Origin of the sequence: Methylobacterium persicinum, from assembly GCF_022179525.1 — a bacterium.
In the GTDB taxonomy this organism is placed as follows: Bacteria; Pseudomonadota; Alphaproteobacteria; order Rhizobiales; family Beijerinckiaceae; genus Methylobacterium; species Methylobacterium persicinum.
Genome location: NZ_BPQX01000026.1, coordinates 166,396 through 183,086 on the forward strand (window position 1 = coordinate 166,396; position 16,691 = coordinate 183,086).

The 16,691-nt window shown below is 69.0% G+C and carries 15 protein-coding genes and 1 pseudogene; 2 read left to right on the plus strand and 14 right to left on the minus strand.

All coding sequences use genetic code 11. The features are described 5' to 3' along the window. Positions 1 to 3 precede the first annotated feature (3 nt). From MFF22_RS11655 to MFF22_RS11670, 4 genes and pseudogenes are all read right to left on the minus strand, one after another. Positions 4 to 312: pseudogene (locus MFF22_RS11655) on the minus strand (GNAT family N-acetyltransferase); the annotation flags it as partial. Further along, a complete protein-coding gene (gene tsaD, locus MFF22_RS11660; protein ID WP_238249132.1) occupies positions 309 to 1,364 on the minus strand; it encodes a tRNA (adenosine(37)-N6)-threonylcarbamoyltransferase complex transferase subunit TsaD in 1,056 nt (351 codons plus the stop codon). The gene tsaD and the pseudogene MFF22_RS11655, both read right to left, overlap by 4 nt. A gap of 118 nt (positions 1,365 to 1,482) precedes the next feature. Next, positions 1,483 to 1,692: a TOBE domain-containing protein gene (locus tag MFF22_RS11665; RefSeq protein ID WP_238249133.1), complete on the minus strand. Its 210-nt coding sequence runs from the start codon at positions 1,690 to 1,692 to the stop codon at positions 1,483 to 1,485. Positions 1,693 to 1,768: 76 nt separating this feature from the next. Continuing rightward, positions 1,769 to 2,116 (minus strand): DUF2293 domain-containing protein, encoded by a 348-nt coding sequence (locus MFF22_RS11670; protein WP_238249134.1) that lies wholly within the window; start codon positions 2,114 to 2,116, stop codon positions 1,769 to 1,771. A gap of 144 nt (positions 2,117 to 2,260) precedes the next feature. On the opposite strand from MFF22_RS11670, the gene MFF22_RS11675 reads away from it, so the two are divergent. After that, positions 2,261 to 2,575 carry a hypothetical protein gene (locus tag MFF22_RS11675; protein ID WP_238249135.1) on the plus strand — a complete coding sequence of 105 codons (315 nt, stop codon included), beginning with the start codon at positions 2,261 to 2,263 and terminating at the stop codon, positions 2,573 to 2,575. Positions 2,576 to 2,641: 66 nt separating this feature from the next. Here MFF22_RS11675 and rpsD read toward each other — a convergent pair whose 3' ends face one another. From rpsD to MFF22_RS11695, 4 genes are all read right to left on the minus strand, one after another. Beyond that, positions 2,642 to 3,259 (minus strand): 30S ribosomal protein S4, encoded by a 618-nt coding sequence (gene rpsD, locus MFF22_RS11680; protein ID WP_238249136.1) that lies wholly within the window; start codon positions 3,257 to 3,259, stop codon positions 2,642 to 2,644. 181 nt (positions 3,260 to 3,440) lie between these two features. Next, positions 3,441 to 4,133 (minus strand): MgtC/SapB family protein, encoded by a 693-nt coding sequence (locus MFF22_RS11685; protein WP_238249137.1) that lies wholly within the window; start codon positions 4,131 to 4,133, stop codon positions 3,441 to 3,443. A 91-nt stretch (positions 4,134 to 4,224) separates the two neighbouring features. Next, positions 4,225 to 5,439, minus strand: coding sequence for a DUF2252 family protein (locus MFF22_RS11690; protein ID WP_238249138.1), 1,215 nt, complete (start codon positions 5,437 to 5,439; stop codon positions 4,225 to 4,227). Between the two features lie 358 nt (positions 5,440 to 5,797). Further along, positions 5,798 to 7,477: a methyl-accepting chemotaxis protein gene (locus tag MFF22_RS11695; protein WP_238249139.1), complete on the minus strand. Its 1,680-nt coding sequence runs from the start codon at positions 7,475 to 7,477 to the stop codon at positions 5,798 to 5,800. Between the two features lie 306 nt (positions 7,478 to 7,783). On the opposite strand from MFF22_RS11695, the gene MFF22_RS11700 reads away from it, so the two are divergent. Beyond that, positions 7,784 to 8,929 (plus strand): alpha/beta hydrolase, encoded by a 1,146-nt coding sequence (locus tag MFF22_RS11700; RefSeq protein ID WP_238249140.1) that lies wholly within the window; start codon positions 7,784 to 7,786, stop codon positions 8,927 to 8,929. Positions 8,930 to 9,113: 184 nt separating this feature from the next. On the opposite strand, the gene scpA is transcribed toward MFF22_RS11700, so the two are convergent. From scpA to cyoA, 6 genes are all read right to left on the minus strand, one after another. Beyond that, a complete protein-coding gene (scpA, locus tag MFF22_RS11705) occupies positions 9,114 to 11,279 on the minus strand; it encodes a methylmalonyl-CoA mutase (RefSeq protein WP_238249141.1) in 2,166 nt (721 codons plus the stop codon). A gap of 55 nt (positions 11,280 to 11,334) precedes the next feature. Beyond that, positions 11,335 to 12,123 (minus strand): SURF1 family protein, encoded by a 789-nt coding sequence (locus tag MFF22_RS11710; RefSeq protein WP_370877564.1) that lies wholly within the window; start codon positions 12,121 to 12,123, stop codon positions 11,335 to 11,337. Positions 12,124 to 12,280: 157 nt separating this feature from the next. Then, the gene (cyoD, locus tag MFF22_RS11715; protein WP_238249142.1) at positions 12,281 to 12,670 is read right to left on the minus strand and encodes a cytochrome o ubiquinol oxidase subunit IV; all 390 of its coding nucleotides are present in this window, start codon (positions 12,668 to 12,670) and stop codon (positions 12,281 to 12,283) included. Continuing rightward, entirely contained in the window at positions 12,667 to 13,296 is a 630-nt protein-coding gene (gene cyoC / locus MFF22_RS11720) for a cytochrome o ubiquinol oxidase subunit III (RefSeq protein WP_370877567.1), read from the minus strand. Before cyoC ends, cyoD begins: the two co-directional genes overlap by 4 nt. A gap of 7 nt (positions 13,297 to 13,303) precedes the next feature. Next, complete coding sequence (cyoB, locus tag MFF22_RS11725; RefSeq protein ID WP_238249144.1) at positions 13,304 to 15,304, minus strand: cytochrome o ubiquinol oxidase subunit I; 2,001 nt, start codon at positions 15,302 to 15,304, stop codon at positions 13,304 to 13,306. Positions 15,305 to 15,410: 106 nt separating this feature from the next. Further along, positions 15,411 to 16,640, minus strand: a complete 1,230-nt coding sequence (gene cyoA / locus MFF22_RS11730) for a ubiquinol oxidase subunit II (protein WP_370877563.1) — start codon at positions 16,638 to 16,640, stop codon at positions 15,411 to 15,413. Between the last annotated feature and the right edge of the window lie 51 nt (positions 16,641 to 16,691).

Sequence of the window (16,691 nt, forward strand, 5' to 3'; positions counted from 1 at the left end):
GGAGCCACTCCGCAACTTCCCCCGCCACGCCAGCGAGCGCCGGTTCAAGGCGGAGAGGTCCGCCTCCCCGGCGAGCACCTTCTCGCCGAGGGCGATCGCGGCATCGAGCCGGTCCGGCGGCATGTTGGCATGGGCCGGCGGCGCGACGCTGTCGCGCCAGGGGCCGCCGCAGGCATGGTCGAGGAGGATGCGGGCGAAGCAGTGATCGAGGCGCACCGGCCAGTCCGGACGCCCCCGGGCCGCCTCCGGCAGACGCCGCTCCACGAGGTCGCGCCAGCGGGCGCGCCCCTCGGATGGGGCCACCCCGGTCATGCGGCCGAGACCGGTGCAGGCTCGACGGCGAGCGGCCAGCGCGGCCGGGCCGGCGCGGTGATGTCGTCCACGAGGCCGAGGCGCAGGCGTTCCAGCCCCGCCCAGGCGATCATCGCGCCGTTGTCGCCGCAGAGGTTCAGGGGCGGGGCAACGAAGGCGAGGCCCGCCTCGCCGGCGAGCGCCGCGAGCGCCCGGCGGATCGCCCCGTTGGCGGCGACGCCCCCGGCCGCGACCAGGGCCGTCGGCCGGCCGGCGACACCGGAGAAGGCGCGCATCGCCACGCGGGCACGGTCGATCACCACATCCACCACCGCCGCCTGGAAGCTGGCGCAGAGGTCGGCCACGTCCCGCTCGGCCAGGGGTGCGATCCGCTCGGCCTCGATCCGCAGAGCGGTCTTGAGGCCCGACAGGGAGAAGTCCGCCGTCCGTCGCCCGAGCATCGGCCGGGGCAGGGCGAAGCGCTCGGGATCCCCCCGCTCGGCCATGCGCTCGACCTCGGGACCGCCGGGATAGCCGAGGCCCAAGAGCTTGGCGGCCTTGTCGAAGGCCTCGCCGATGGCGTCGTCGATGGTGCCGCCGAGGCGCACGTAGTCGCCGACCCCGCGCACGGCGATGAGCTGGGTATGCCCGCCGGAGGCCAGCAGCAGCAGGTAGGGGAATTCGAGCCCGTCGGTCAGCCGGGCGGTCAGGGCGTGGGCCTCCAGGTGGTTGACCGCCATGAGCGGCTTGTGGGCCACCAGCGCCAGGGTCTTGGCGGTGACGAGCCCGACGAGCACCCCGCCGATCAGCCCCGGCCCGGCCGCCACGGCGATGCCGTCAAGGTCGGACAGGCGCGTGCCGGCCCGTTCGAGGGCCCGGGCGACGAGCAGGTCGAGCACCTCCACATGGGCGCGGGCGGCGATCTCGGGCACGACGCCGCCATAGGCCGCGTGCTCGGCGATCTGGCTGAGCACCTCGTTGCTGCGAATCGTCGGCGCCCCCTCGGGATCGACCGAGACCACCGCGGCGGCGGTCTCGTCGCAGGTGGTCTCGATGCCGAGCACGGTCTTCACGTGGTGGACTCCCCCCGCCGTTCCTCCGGGTGGGAATCCCGGATCCGGCATTGATCCTAACCCGGATTGCCCTGCGCCGCCCCCGCAGATCGCAGGGGCGGGCACGGCCGCCGGACACTCAGTCGACGGCGACCATCACGTCGGACGCCTTGACCACGGCATAGGCCGGCCCACCGGTGACGAGCTTGAGGCTGTCGACCGATTCGTTGGTGATCGAGGCCGTGACGACCTGTCCGGGACTGATCTCGATCTTCACATGGGCCGTGGTGGCGCCCTTGTCGATCGAGACGACCGTGCCCTTGAGGACGTTGCGCGCACTGATCTTCATGAGGTCGGGATCTCCTGCAGGTGCGCCGGGCGGCGCTGCGGGCTCCTACCCCATCGGGCGGCGGGTGGCGACCGGGTCATTCGTCCGGGTTGTCGGCCTCCTCCTCCGCCTCCTGCGCCTCCTCCGGCACGGGGGACGCGCCCCACGCGGCCAGGGTCTCATTGAGGGCGTCGAGGACGAAATGCCGGGCGCTGTCGCGGTCGTAGCCGTCGGCGAGAAGGTCGTCGTATTCGGTGAAAATGTGCCGGGCATAGGCGACGAGGGCCAGCCGGCCCGCCGTCTCGGGCGCGGCCTTGCGCAGGCCCGGACTGGCCAGGGCCCGGTCGAGGACGGCGCCGGCCTCGAACGGCGGCAGGCGGGGGGCCAGCCGGGTCAGGGCCCCCGCGACCGCCGACCGCCGATCGGGGGCCGTTTCGTGATCCATCGCCGCCCCGCGACCCGTTTCTTTTCCGCGACTCATGATCCGCCCCTGACCGGCCTGTGCATGACATGGTCTTCGCGGCGCGATCAGGTAGGATCGCCGCGGGATCGTCGCAGTGGAGCGGCGGTCCGCGGAGAGTAGGGTCCCATGCGCAGGTTCGTCACGTCCAGCCGCGCCCGTCGGCGCATCCTGGTTCTGGGAGCCGTCCTCGCTGCGGCACCGGCCCTGGCTCAGGCCCAGCCGGCCACCGGAACGCCGGAGAAGGGCGCCGCCGGCACCCCCCGGGCCGGCCGCGCGATCTCCGCCACCGGCCGGACCATGCCGCCGCCCCGGGGGGCGGGCCAGCCCGCGGTCGCCGGCGAGGCCGCGATGGCCAAGGCGCAGAAGGAGGCCGAGGCGCGCTCCAAGGCCTGGGACAGCAAGATGCACAAGACCATGAGCACGATCTGCAACGGGTGCTGAGGTCGCCCCGAACGAAAAAGGGGCCGCCCGAAGGCAGCCCCCTGTCTCGTCCGATCCGGTGGGATCTCAGCGCGAGTAGAACTCGATCACGAGGTTCGGCTCCATCTGCACCGGGTAGGGCACCTCCGAGAGGCCCGGCACGCGGGTGACGCGGGCGGTCATCTTGGCGTGGTCGACCTCGATGTAGTCGGGCACGTCGCGCTCGGCGAGCTGGCTCGCCACGATCACGATCTCGAGCTGGCGGGAGGATTCCTTGACCTCGATGAGGTCGCCGGCCTTCACCTGATAGCTCGGGATGTTGACGCGCACCCCGTTCACCTTGATGTGGCCGTGGTTCACGAACTGGCGGGCCGCGAAGGGCGTGGCCACGAACTTCGAGCGGTAGACCACCGCATCGAGGCGGCGCTCGAGCAGGCCGATCAGGTTCTCGCCGGAATCGCCGCGCTGGCGGATCGCCTCGGCGTAGTAGCGGCGGAACTGCTTCTCGGTGATGTTGCCGTAGTAGCCCTTGAGCTTCTGCTTGGCGCGCAGCTGCGTGCCGAAGTCGCTCATCTTGCCCTTACGGCGCTGGCCGTGCTGGCCGGGGCCGTATTCGCGGCGGTTCACGGGGCTCTTCGGGCGGCCCCAGATGTTCTGGCCCATGCGGCGGTCGAGCTTGTGCTTCGCCTGAATCCGCTTCGACATGACTTCGCGTCCTCTCGGGATGAGAATTGAGGAACGCGCCCTCCTCTTCCCGATACCTCAAGGTCCGGGACGACAGGGCGGCCGGAGCCGGCCCACGGGTCGCGTAAAACGCCGCGGGGCCCCGTTGAGGAGCCCCGTCGACGGTCGGTTCCATACGGGAGACCGGGCGCCGGGTCAACCGTCAGCCCATCTCCTCCCAGGAGACGCGCCCGACGCCGGGGGCCCGGCGCAGGCTCCCCATGAGGCGCAGGGACCACGAGGCCTCCTTGCCCTGGTAGGCGCCGATGCAGCGCAGGCAGGCCGTTTCGGCCTCCTCCTCCAGGTTGCGCGAGCGGACGCCGAACCCCTGGGAGGTGAGGAGGTCGAGGAGGGTGGCGTGGGAGGTCGCCCGGGGATCGAACTCCACCGTCACCGTGCCGAAGCTGCGCTGCTTCAGGGTCTGCTCGATCCAGCCCAGGCCCTGGAGCGTGGCGAGGGTGACGGCCGTGGCGCAGAGGCCGAGGCGCCATGCCCCGGCGCCGAAGCACAGGCCGATCACCGTCACGAGCCAGACCGTCGCCGCCGTGGTGACGCCGCGGACGATGTTGCCCTGCTTCAGGATCGTGCCGGCGCCGATGAACCCGATTCCGGCCAGCACCCCCTGGGCGAGCCGCATCAGGTCGAGGCGGAACAGGGGATTGCCGACCCGGCCGGTCTCGGCGAGCATCCAGCCGCCGAGCTGCATCGCCGTGCAGGCGGCCACGCACAGCAGCACGTGGGTCCGCAGGCCGGCGGGGTGTCCCACCTCCTCCCGGTTCCAGCCCAGGATGAAGGACGCGGCGAAGCTCAGGGCCAGCCTGACGAGGAAGGTATCGAGAGTCGGTTCGGCGGTCATCGCGTATCAAGAGAAGCCGGTCGGCGATGGGGGAACCCGGATCGGCCCGGAGCCGAAGGTCCGGGCAAGGGATCGGGGCAGGCGATCCGGGTCAGAGGTATTCGGCGAGGCCCTTGTCCCGGGCCACGTCCCGGCAAAGGGCGAGGTAGCCGCTCTGGTGCTGGCCCATCAGGGTGGTGACGGAGGACCACAGCCAGTGCGGCGCCCGGTCGTCCCAGCCGTCGGCCTCCACCTGGCGATGCCACGCCTGCCGGGCTTCCGGCGTCAGTTGCCGCCCATGCGCCCGGCCGACCACCTCGGCGAGGCTGCGCGCCACCCGCACGCCCTCGGCCTTCGAAAACTGCTCGGCCACGATCTTGAGGTCCTGGGGAAGAAGCTCCCGGACGATGACGGGGATTTCGCCGATCCGGGCGGGGATCATCCGCTCGCCCAGGGCCGGGGAGAGGACCCGCGCCCCCTCCGCCACCCGCTGGGCGGGGTCGGCGGGGATCGCGGCCCCGGGGGCGGTGGGGGCCAGGGACGGGACGGCCTGTTTCACATCCACGAGGGCGACCTTCGACCGGTGCTTGGCGCCGGAGATGCGGACGAGCCCGGCCATGCGCAGCTTGCCCAGGGAGCTGCAGCCCTTCACCCAGTAGGCGGCATCCACGAGGCTGAGTTCCTCCCCGCCATCCGGCTCCAGGCCGAGGACGCGGGTCGCGAAGCCGGGCTCGCGCAGCAGGCGCTCGAAGCCCTCCTTCTCCGCGAAGGTGGGGTCGAGGAACCGCTTGCCCCGGGGCAGCCGGGCGGTCTTGCCGTGCAGACGCTCCTCCGACAGGTGGCGCCAGCGGCGGCCCAGGGCACGGCGGCGGGTGGTTTCGACGATGGCCGAATCCTCGTTCCCCTCGTCCTTACCCTCGGGATCGTCCAGGCCGGCGGCGTAGCCGACCGCGATCGCCTCGATCATGCGCACCACGGCGAGGCCGGAGAGGGGCGCCGTCAGCCCGGCCGTCACCACGGACAGGGTGAGCCGCACGAGGTCGTAGGCCGGGTTGCCGATGGTGGTCTGGTCGAGGTCGCGGATCTGCATGCGCACCCGGCCCTCGATATCGGCGAGGGCGCCGATATTGCCCAGGTGGCAATCGCCGCAGATCCAGACCGCCGGTCCCTCCGGGAGGACACCCGGGGGAGCCTCCGCGAGCCAGTCGTAGAAGCGCGCCGTCGATCCGCGCACGTAAGAGAGGGGCGAAGCCGCTATCTTGCAAAGGCGGCGGGTCCGAAGCAGCTCGGCCTCCCGGCCGTGGTCCGGCTGCACATGGACGTTCATCGGTCGCGTGGTTCCCAGACGAGAAAGCCCCTTCCGCATCGCCGTTCGGCGACATCGGAGGACGCGGCTGGACACGAAAGTGTCATGAAACCGTCATCTAGGCCAGGATCGTCCGTCCGCCACTAAATTTCCTGTCATAAAGTCTCTTCGACCGGTCCCATAGCGAGGAATAGCAGCTCGAACGCCTTCAGAGCGGTCAAACCCAGGTCGATCCCCGCCGTACAGAAGTGGATCCCCGCTGCAAACGGTCGCAGGAACTGTCTGTATCTTTGCCTGATCGGGCTGCACCGACCGCCTATGGATACCGGTGAAGGAATACCGGGGAAGGGACTCGGGAAATCTCGCCGTCCGGCACGGGTCAGGCGGCGTGCACCGCTGCGAGGAAGGTCTCGATGGAGGCTCGAAGGTCCTGCGCCCCGGCGCCGACCTGGGCGGCGGTGGCGCGGACATGGGCCGCCTGCGCCTCGTTGGACGATGCGGCGGTGCGCACGCCCTCGATGCTCTCGGAGACCGTGCGGGCCTCCTCCGCAGCCGAGGTGATCGACCGGGCGATCTCCTGGCTGGCATGCCCCTGCTGCGACGCCGCGGCGGCCACGGAGGCGGCGATCTCGCTCATGCGCACGATGGTCCGGCCGATGGAGCCGATCGCCCCCGCCGTCCCCGCCGAGGCGGTCCGGATCGCGTCCACCTGGCCGGTGATGCGGTCGGTGGCGCTCGCCGTCTGGCCCGCGAGGTCCTTCACCTCGGCGGCGACCACCGCGAAGCCGCGCCCCGCGGCCCCCGCCCGGGCCGCCTCGATGGTGGCGTTGAGGGCGAGGAGGTTGGTGCGCTCCGCCACGGAGCGGATCAGGGCGACGACACCGCCGATCTCGGCGGCCGCCCGCGACAGGTCCGCCACCGTCGCCTCCAGGCCGCCGGTCTCGGCGAGGGCCGCGCCGGCGATCTCGCTCGCATGCCGGACCTGATCCTCGATCTCCCGCGCGGAGCAGGACAATTCCTCCGCCGCCCCCGCGATGCTGTCGACCGCCAGGGCGGACTGGCCCGATGCCCCGGCCACCCGCACCGTGCGGGCGGTGGTGTCCGCGGCGGTCTCGGACAGGGTGTCGGCGGCGCGCTGCATGATCTCCGCCGACCGGGCCAGATCGGCCACGGCCGTCCCGGTCTGCTCCTCGAAGGCCAGGGTGGCCCCGCCGAGGCGCTCGCCGCGGGCGAGGTCCCGGGCGGCGTGCTCCGCGAGCGTCCCGTCAAGGCGGCGCTTCTCGATCAGGGTCCGCTGCAGCCCGGCGATGGCCCGGGCCATGGCGCCGACCTCGTCCGATTGCCGGGTCCCGGCGATGGCCGTGTCGAGATGGCCGGCGGCGAGCTCCGAGACGGCACCGACGAGGCGGTTCAGGGGCCGCTGGATCTGCAGCCTCACGAGCAGGAAGGCGACCACCAATCCGCCGAGCACCGCCACCGCAGGTCCGGCGATCAGGGCGACCATCGCCCGGCGACGCCCCGTCGCCGAGGCCTCCCGCTGCCCGTCGAGTTCGGCCAGGATCTGCCGTCCGGCAGCATCGATCTCGACGACCATGCGCTCCCGGTTGCGCACCGTTGCCTCATCGGTGGCCTGGATCAGCGCGGCCTTCGGAGAGATCGTCAGGCCGAGTTCGGCCGTGTCGTTCTGGTAGGAGACGAACTCCTTCACCGCCAGATCGATCTTGCGGATCTTGTCCGCCGGCAGGAAGCCCTCCGCCGCGGCAAGGAAGGGCTGCCGCGCCTGCTCGACACCGGACAGGGCCGCCTGCAGGGCGGACAGGCGCGCCTTCGCCTCCGCGGTGTCGTCGGCGGTGTAGACGGCCGTCGCCTGGACCACCGCGTGCTCGATCGCCTTGGCCAGGGTGCTGGCTTGGAGGCCCGCACCCCAGGCGGCCTCGACCTCGGCCGCCCGCCGCTGCTCCTCGGAGAGCTGGCGCAGGGCGAAGACGGAGATGCCGACGGCCACGAGGCTAAGGAGACCGATGACCGCAGCGAGCTTGCGGCCGATGGTGATGCGCATGGGGGTCTGGCCCGGTTGTCAACCGGCGCAGACTTGCAGGCGCATGGCTTGACCGCCGGTTAAGATGAGCCGGCTGCCAAATAAAATTGAAAGATTACTTGTCATCGCATCTCTTCGGAAAAATAGTGCGATAACGGACCGAACTAAGGGCCGAGAGCAGTGCTCGTAAGATAGTTACGGTCGACGATCACGGCCGATCGCATGGCCCTTCGTCATCCATGGGCGACGCGGTCGCCACTTGCATCGTGGGCGTGGAACGGTTTCCATCGGCCGCCTGCCCGGGAAGAGGCAGGTGGGAGGAACACGATGGACCACTCATTCAAGGATGGCGGGCGGGGCATGCCGCGCCGCCGCCTGTTCGGCACCCTTGCCGCCGCAGGCATGGCCACGGCGGGTTTGGCCACGGCGGGCTTGGCTACGGCGGGCTTGGCCGCCGCAGACAAGGCTACCGCCGCCCCGGCCGCCCCGACCCCGCGCCTCGACCGGGAGGAGTTCCGCCTGCCCTGGAAGGGAGAGGCAGGTATCGACATCTACGTCCGCAACAAGCACCCGGCCGGGCAGGATCAGTTCCAGGCGGAGCGGATCCTGCTCTTCGTGCACGGATCGACCTACCCGGCCTCGACGGCCTTCGACCTACCCCTCGACGGGATGTCGGCGATGGATTTCCTCGCCGGGAAGGGCTTCGACGTCTACCTCGTGGATCTTCCGGGCTACGGCCTGTCCGGTCGCCCCGCGCAGATGAGCGCCCCGGCCGCCGACAACCCGCCCTTCATGCGCACCGCCGACGCGGCGGCGGTGGTCGGGCAGGTGGTGGACTTCATCCGCAAGCGGCGGGGTGTCGAGACAATCGACCTGATGGGCTGGTCCTGGGGCACCTCGACCATGGGCCTGTACACGAGCACCCACAACGATGCGGTCAACCGCCTCGTGCTCTACGCGCCGCAATGGCTGTCGCGCACGCCCTCGCTGATGGCGTCGGGCGAGGGGAAACTCCCCGCCTATCGCAGCGTCACCCGCGACAGCGCGAAATCCCGGTGGCTCACCGGCGTCCCGGAGGCCAAGAAGGCCGACCTGATCCCGCCGGGCTGGTTCGACCAGTGGGCGGATGCCACCTTCCCCACCGATGCGGTCGGGGCGAAGCAGTCACCCCCGGTCCTGCGCGCGCCCAACGGCACGGTCGCCGACAAGGACGCCTACTGGCAGGCGGGCAAGCCCCTCTACGACCCCGCCGACATCCGCGTGCCGGTGCTCATCATCCACGCGGAATGGGATGCCGACCTGCCGAGCTATCAGGCCCAGGAATACTTCGCGAAGCTGACCCACGCCCCCTACAAGCGGTTCGTGGAACTGGGCGAGGGCACGCACACGGTGATGATGGAGAAGAACCGCATGCAGTTCCTCCGCGAGGTCGCCTCCTTCCTGACGGAGAGCGATCCGCAGGCCCTAAACTGAGGAGCCCGCGGGACGTCCGTCCCCTCCACGACCTCATCCTCATTGTCTGGGCAAGACGGCGGCCACCCCCGTCTTTGCGAGCGCAGCGAAGCAATCCAGGGATCCGCCACGGTTCGGAAACGTCCCGCTGCCCTGAATTACTTCGCTGACGCTCGCAAAGAAGAAAAAGACCGTCAGGAGCCGCCTACTCCGCCGCCGCCCGGGTCTCGTAGCCGAGGCGCGCGTTCAACTCACGGATGAGGTGGATCGCCGCCTCGGCGATCACCGTGCCCGGCGGGAAGATCGCCGAGGCGCCCGCGGCCCGCAGGGCCTCGTGATCCCCCGGCGGGATGACGCCGCCGACGGCGATCATCACGTCGCCGCGGCCCTGCTCGGTGAGCGCGGCCTTCAGCTCCGGCACCAGGGTCAGGTGGCCGGCGGCGAGCGACGACACGCCGACGATGTGCACGTCGTTCTCCACCGCCTGCCGGGCGGCCTCCGCCGGGGTGGCGAAGAGCGGCCCGATATCCACGTCGAAGCCGAGGTCGGCGAAGGCCGAGGCGATGACCTTCTGGCCGCGGTCGTGCCCGTCCTGGCCCATCTTGGCGACGAGGATGCGGGGGCGGCGCCCATCCGCCTCCTCGAAGGCCTCGACCAGGGCACGGACTTCCTCGACCACCGGCGACATCGTTCCCACCTCGCGCTTGTACACCCCGGAGATCGAGCGGATCTCCGCCCGGTGGCGGCCCCAGGCCTTCTCCAGCGCCTCGGAGATCTCGCCTACCGTTGCCTTGGCCCGGGCCGCGTCCACGGCAAGTTCGAGCAGGTTCTCGCTGCCCTCCGCCGCCCGGGTGAGGGCGTCGAGGCGCGTGGTCACCTCGGCCTCGTTACGCTCGGAGCGGAGGCGCTTCAGCTTGTCGATCTGCAGCCGGCGGACGTTGCCGTTGTCGACGCGCAGGAGTTCGATGGCCATCTCGTCGTCGGCCCGATACTTGTTCACGCCGACGATGGTCTGGCGGCCGGAATCGATGCGCGCCTGGGCGCGGGCCGCCGCCTCCTCGATGCGCAGCTTCGGGATGCCGGCCTCGATCGCCTTGGCCATGCCGCCCAGCGAATCGACCTCGCGCAGGTGCTCCCAGGCCCGGGCCACCATGTCGGCGGTGAGCTTCTCGACGTAGTAGGAGCCGCCCCACGGATCCACGATGCGGGTGGTGCCGCTTTCCTGCTGCAGGAACAGCTGGGTGTTCCGGGCGATCCGGGCCGAGAAGTCGGTCGGCAGGGCCAGCGCCTCGTCCAGCGCGTTGGTGTGAAGCGACTGGGTGCCGCCCTGGGTGGCCGCCATCGCCTCGATGTTGGTGCGGGTGACGTTGGTGAACACGTCCTGGGCCGTCAGCGACCAGCCCGACGTCTGCGAATGGGTGCGCAGGGCGAGCGACTTGTCGGATTTCGGATCGAATTCCTTCACGAGCTTCGCCCAGATCAGGCGGGCCGCCCGCATCTTGGCGACTTCCATGAAGAAGTTGGTCGAGATGGCCCAGAAGAACGACAGGCGCGGGGCGAACTGGTCGATGGTCAGCCCGGCCGCCAGCCCCGCCTTGATGTACTCGACGCCGTCGGCCAGCGTGTAGGCGAGTTCCAGATCGTTCGTCGCCCCGGCTTCCTGCATGTGGTAGCCGGAAATCGAGATCGAGTTGAACTTCGGCATATTTTTAGAAGTATAAGCAAAAATATCGGAGATGATCCGCATCGATCCCCTCGGGGGATAGATGTAGGTGTTGCGGACCATGAACTCCTTCAGAATATCGTTCTGGATCGTGCCGGCGAGCTTGGACGGCGGCACGCCCTGCTCCTCGGCGGCGACGATGTAGAGGGCGAGGATCGGTAGCACCGCGCCATTCATCGTCATCGACACGGTCATCTCGTCCAGCGGGATGCCGGAGAAGAGCGTGCGCATGTCGTAGATCGAATCGATCGCCACGCCCGCCATGCCGACATCCCCCGAGACGCGGGGATGGTCGGAATCGTAGCCCCGGTGGGTGGCGAGGTCGAAGGCGACGGACAGGCCCTTCTGCCCCGCCGCGAGGTTGCGCCGGTAGAAGGCGTTCGAATCCTCGGCCGTGGAGAAGCCGGCATATTGCCGGATCGTCCAGGGCTGGGTGACGTACATGGTGGGGTAGGGCCCCCGCAGGAACGGCGCGAGGCCGGGCCAGGTGTTCAGGAACTCGATGCCCTCCCGGTCCTGCGGCCCGTAATGGCCCTTCACCGGGATGCCTTCCGGCGTCATCCACGGCTCGCCGGGCGCAGGCGCCGCGACGGCCAGCGGCTGTCCGGCGAACGGCATCGCGGCGAAATCGGGGATGCGGGAGGTCATGGCGTGACTCGTCTCGGTTCTTGTCAGGCCATTATAGCTGCCGTCGGGGCGCGGGCTACTCCCCGAAAGACGAGTCGCCGCGCCGGCCGAACCGCCGGTAGACGAAGAAGCCGCCGAGCATCGCCGCCAGCCCGTACCACGTGATCGCGTAGACCAAATGGTTGTTGGGGAAGGAGATCACCGTCAGCCCGCCGATGGGAAGGCCGCCGGGATTGGGGGTTGCGTCGGCATCCACGAAGTACGGCGCGATGTCCGACAGGCCCCGCGCGGCGGCGATGGCCGCGACGTCCCGGGAATACCACCGGCCTTGGGCCGGGTCGTTCGCCCGCAAGAAGGCGCCGCCGGGCTCGGTCAGGCGCAGAAGTCCCGTGACCGAAACCGGGCCGGCGACCTGCCCCGCCTCCCGGCTCGCCGGATCCCTCCGGCTTCCCGGCACGAAGCCGCGGTTCACGAGGACCAGGGTGCCGTCGGACCGGCGCAGGGGCGTCAGCACCCAGAAGCCGGCGCCGTACTCGGTCAGCGCCTGGACCAGGGTCTCCCGGCCGTTCAGGAACTGCCCTGACAGCCGGACATGGCGGTAGGCATCGTCCGGGCCGATGCCGGGCCACGCGGCGGGGCCTGGGGCCTCCACCGGGGCGGCGTGGACCCTGGCGTCCGTGCGGGCGATCAGGTCGAGCTTCCAGGCCCGGCGCTGCACCTGCCACGTCCCCAGGCCGAGCAGGACCAGGAACACGAACGCCGCCCCGAGGCCGAAGACGATCCGGCGGAGCGGCGTACGCGAGGAGGCGGCGGAGCGAGGATCGGTGCGAGTATCCGCCACCCCTGTTCCCACCTTCTTCCTCATCCTGAGGGGCTGCGAAGCCGCCCCGAAGGAAAGCTCCGGAAGGCTCCGCGATCCCTGGAGGCCTCCTTCGAGGCCCGCAGGCGCGGGCACCTCGGGATGAGGTCGAGGGGGAGAGATGCGTTCGGCACCGGATGACCCGGGGTGACGGACGGACCCGTCACCGCATCTGGTTCGTCATGTCGTGGCCGGACATCGGCATCATGTTCCGGTTCATGTGGTACATCACCCACACCGAACCCGAGAGCATGATGGCGACCAGCGTGATCGTGAAGATCAGCGCCATGAAGGTCCAGCCGCCCTCGGACTTCGTGCTCATGTGCAGGAAGTAGACGATGTGCACCACCATCTGCACGCCGCCAAGCACGAGGATGACCAGGGTCGTCACGAGGCTGTTGTCGAGGGTGTTGCCCATGACCAGCCAGAAGGGGATCACCGTCAGGATCACCGACAGCACGAAGCCCGTGACGTAGGCCTTCACGCTGCCATGGCCGCCCTCGGTATGGACGTGGTCGTGAGACCCGTGAGCGTGGGCTGTGTCCGCGCTCATTCGAGCACTCCTATCAGGTAGACGACGGTGAACACCCCGATCCAGACCAGGTCGAGGAAGTGCCAGAACATGGACAGGCACATCAGCCGGCGCCGGTTGGCGGCGATGAGCCCGTGCTGGCGCACCTGGACCATCAGGGTCCCGAGCCACAGGATGCCGAACGAGACGTGCAGCCCGTGGGTGCCGACGAGGGTGTAGAACGAGGAGAGGAAGGCGCTGCGCCACGGGGGGGCACCCTCGTGGAACAGGTGGACGAACTCCCGGATCTCCAGCGCGACGAACGCGATGCCGAACAGGCCGGTGATGGCCAGCCACATCTGCGTCCCACGCCGGTTGTCCTTGTCCATCTCCAGCATGGCGAAGCCGTAGGTGATGGACGAGAACAGCAGCATCGCGGTGTTCACCGCGATGCCGGAGAGGTCGAACAGGTCCTTCTGGGAAGGCCCCGCCGCGTAGTTGCGCCCGAGCACCCCATACGTCGCGAACAGGGTCGCGAAGATGAGGCAGTCGCTCATCAGGTACAGCCAGAACCCGAGCATCGTCGAGCCTTCGCTGTGGTGGCCCTCCTCGTCGGTGACGAAGTAGACCGGCGCAGCCGTCCCGGGCGGTGCGGTGTCAGTGTGCATCATCGGATCACGCCAGCTCCAGTTCGCGCGTCCGCTTCGCCTCTTCCCGCGAGACCGTCTCGGCGGGGATGTAGTACTCGCGGTCGTAGTTGAAGGTGTGGAAGATGGCCGTGCCGATGATGGCGACGAACGACAGGGCCGCGAGCCACCAGATGTACCAGACCATCGCGAAGCCCAGGATGAAGCTGAGCGCCGCCAGGATCGCCCCGGTCGCCGTGTTCTTGGGCATGTGGATCGGCTTGTAGCCGGTCATCGGCCGGCTGAAGCCGCGGGCCTTCATGTCCCACCACGCGTCGGAATCATGCACCACCGGCGTGAAGGCGAAGTTGTAGTCCGGCGGCGGCGACGAGGTCGACCATTCGAGCGTCCGGCCACCCCACGGGTCGCCGGTCAGGTCGCGCAGCTCCTCGCGGCGGCGGATCGACACCACGAACATGATGATCTGGCTGCCGATGCCGCCCGCGATGAGCAGGGCGCCCAAGGCCGCCGCGATGAACCACGGCTGCAGGGACGGGTCGTCGAAATGCTGCATCCGGCGGGTCACGCCCATCAGGCCGAGCACGTAGAGCGGCATGAAGGCGAGGTAGAAGCCCGACACCCAGAGGTAGAGGGCCATCTTCCCCCAGAACTCGTCCAGCTTGAAGCCGAACGCCTTCGGGAACCAGAAGGTGACGCCCGCGAACATGCCGAACAGCACGCCGCCGATGATCACGTTGTGGAAGTGGGCGATCAGGAACAGCGAGTTGTGCAGCACGAAGTCCGCCGGGGGCACGGCCAGCAGCACGCCCGTCATGCCACCGATGACGAAGGTGACGATGAACGCCACCACCCACATCATCGGCACCTCGAAACGGATGCGGCCACGGTACATCGTGAACATCCAGTTGAAGATCTTCGCCCCGGTCGGGATCGAGATGATCATCGTCGTGATCCCGAAGAACGAGTTCACGTCGGCGCCCGAGCCCATGGTGAAGAAGTGGTGCAGCCACACGAGGTAGGCGAGGATGGTGATGACCACCAGCGCGTAGACCATCGAGGTATAGCCGAACAGCCGCTTGCCGCAGAAGGTCGAGGTGACCTCCGAGAACACGCCGAAGGCCGGCAGGATCAGGATGTAGACTTCCGGGTGACCCCAAATCCAGATGAGGTTGAAGTACAACATCGAGTTGCCGCCGAGGTCGTTCGTGAAGAAGTGCATCCCGAGGTAGCGGTCGAGGGACAGGAGCACGAGCACGGCGGTGAGGATCGGGAAGGCGGCGACGATCAGGATGTTCGTGCAGAGCGACGACCACACGAAGATCGGCAGCTTCATCATGCTCAGGCCCGGAGCGCGCATCTTCACGATGGTCGCGATCAGGTTGATGCCCGAGAGCGTCGTGCCGATACCGGCGATCTGCAGCGCCCAGATGTAGTAGTCCACGCCGACGCCGGGGCTCATGGCCGCCCCGGACAGGGGCGGGTAGGCGAGCCAGGTCGCCCGGGAGAACTCACCCACGAACAGCGAGACCATCACCAGCATGCCGCCGGACACGGTCATCCAGAAGCTGAAGTTGTTCAGGAACGGGAAGGCCACGTCGCGGGCGCCGATCTGCAGCGGCACGGCGAAGTTCATGAGCCCCGTGACGAACGGCATCGCCACGAAGAAGATCATGATCATCCCGTGGGCGGTGAAGATCTGGTCGTAGTGGTGAGGCGGCAGGAAGCCCTGCTGGTCGCCGAAGGCGATGGCCTGCTGCGTGCGCATCATGAGCGCGTCGGCGAAGCCGCGCAGCAGCATGATCAGCGCGAAGATGCAGTACATGATGCCGATCTTTTTGTGGTCGATCGACGTCACCCAGTCCCGCCACAGGGGGCCCCAGAACCGGAAATAGGTGATCGTGGCGAGCACGGCGAGGCCGACCACCGCCACGCCGACGAAGGTCCCGACCAGGATCGGCTCGTGATAGGGAATCTCGTCGATCGTGAAACGACCGAAGATCAGCTGCTGAAGATTGACGTTGTCGAACATTGGATCGGACCGTTGAGAAGGTTCGAAGGCGACCGTCGCGCTTACCGAGATGTAATCCTCGCGCCGGTCAGCCTCACTGGTTCACTTCGTCACTGGTGAGGTGCCGTCACTCGTTGATTTGCTTGGGAGCGACCTGCCCGCCATTGGGCGTCTCGCTTCCAGGCTGCGGTTGAGCTTGTTCGGGCCGCGCGCCACGGGAATCAGGATTACCCATGTCCGGCCGCGGTTTCATCCCTTCCGGCTGCGTCTGCCCGTGGGGGCCGGTGCCCGAGGCCGGGCCCGTCGCGCCGGGGGCCTCGTGGCCTTCCCGGGCGAAGTGGTTGTCGTATTGCAGCCGCTTGTAGTTCTCCTCGCCCTCGGCGCCGCCCTGACCGCCGCGGGCGTCGATCGCCATCATCTCCGACACGCACATCTGGCCCGGCCGGGTGCAGAGGCCGATGATCTTGTCGTAGAGCCCCTGGGCATAGGACTTGAAGTACCGCGCCGGCTCGGACTCGGTGGGCTCGCTGAGCTTCAGGTAAGCGTCCTGGTTCAGGTCCGAACCCTCCGCCTTGGCCTTGGCCACCCAGGCGTCGAAATCCTTGTCCGCGACGCCGCGGAACTTGAAGAACATGTTGGAGAAGCCCGCCCCGCTGTAGTGGGCGGAGCGGCCCTCCGAGTCGGTCGAGCGGTTGACCACCGCGTGGAGCTTCGTCTCCATCCCCGGCATGGCGTAGATCATGCCCGCCAGGGTCGGCACGTAGAACGTGTTCATGACGTCCGTGGCGGTGATCTTGAAGGTCACCGGCCGATCCACCGGCACGGCAAGGTCGTTCACCGTGGCGATCCCGTATTGCGGGTAGAGGAACAGCCACTTCCAATCCATGGCGATCGCCTCGACCTGAAGCGGCTCGACGCCGGCCGGCAGCGGGCGCTTGGCGTCGAGGCGCGTCAGCGGCCGGAACGGGTCCAGGGTATGGGTGCCGATCCAGGTCAGGGCGCCCAGCGCGATGATGATGAGCAGCGGCGCGGTCCAGATCAGCACCTCGAGCTGGGTCGAGTGGTGCCATTCCGGGTCGTAGATCGCCTTCTCGTTGGTGGCGCGGAAGTGCCACGCGAAGAACAGCGTGCAGACGATCACCGGCACGATGATCAGCAGCATCAGGCCCGTCGAGGCGAGCACGAGGTTGCGCTGCTGCTCCGCGACGAAGCCGGCGGGATGCATCACGACGAGGTTGCAGCCGCCGAGGAGGCTCATGAGCGGCGGCAGGGCAAGGACCGGCGCGAGGCGGCGCAGCGCGCCGCGGGGCCGGCCAGCGGCCGAAATCCGGTCCGGTCGAAGGGTCGAAGAACTCACTGCTCTCGTCTCGTCATCCCGTGCCGCAGGCGCGGCGTCGCAGGCCGGCAG

What these genes read in the sequence shown, in the direction of transcription:
- rpsD (WP_238249136.1), bottom strand. Translation starts at nt 3,259, where the DNA reads ATGTCGAAGCGGATTCAGGCGAAGCACAAGCTCGACCGCCGCATGGGC.
- MFF22_RS11710 (WP_370877564.1), bottom strand. Translation starts at nt 12,123, where the DNA reads ATGAGGAAGAAGGTGGGAACAGGGGTGGCGGATACTCGCACCGATCCT.
- cyoB (WP_238249144.1), bottom strand. Translation starts at nt 15,304, where the DNA reads ATGTTCGACAACGTCAATCTTCAGCAGCTGATCTTCGGTCGTTTCACG.
- MFF22_RS11665 (WP_238249133.1), bottom strand. Translation starts at nt 1,692, where the DNA reads ATGAAGATCAGTGCGCGCAACGTCCTCAAGGGCACGGTCGTCTCGATC.
- MFF22_RS11700 (WP_238249140.1), top strand. Translation starts at nt 7,784, where the DNA reads ATGGACCACTCATTCAAGGATGGCGGGCGGGGCATGCCGCGCCGCCGC.
- MFF22_RS11670 (WP_238249134.1), bottom strand. Translation starts at nt 2,116, where the DNA reads ATGGATCACGAAACGGCCCCCGATCGGCGGTCGGCGGTCGCGGGGGCC.
- MFF22_RS11695 (WP_238249139.1), bottom strand. Translation starts at nt 7,477, where the DNA reads ATGCGCATCACCATCGGCCGCAAGCTCGCTGCGGTCATCGGTCTCCTT.
- cyoC (WP_370877567.1), bottom strand. Translation starts at nt 13,296, where the DNA reads ATGCACACTGACACCGCACCGCCCGGGACGGCTGCGCCGGTCTACTTC.
- cyoD (WP_238249142.1), bottom strand. Translation starts at nt 12,670, where the DNA reads ATGAGCGCGGACACAGCCCACGCTCACGGGTCTCACGACCACGTCCAT.
- scpA (WP_238249141.1), bottom strand. Translation starts at nt 11,279, where the DNA reads ATGACCTCCCGCATCCCCGATTTCGCCGCGATGCCGTTCGCCGGACAG.
- MFF22_RS11675 (WP_238249135.1), top strand. Translation starts at nt 2,261, where the DNA reads ATGCGCAGGTTCGTCACGTCCAGCCGCGCCCGTCGGCGCATCCTGGTT.
- MFF22_RS11690 (WP_238249138.1), bottom strand. Translation starts at nt 5,439, where the DNA reads ATGAACGTCCATGTGCAGCCGGACCACGGCCGGGAGGCCGAGCTGCTT.
- MFF22_RS11685 (WP_238249137.1), bottom strand. Translation starts at nt 4,133, where the DNA reads ATGACCGCCGAACCGACTCTCGATACCTTCCTCGTCAGGCTGGCCCTG.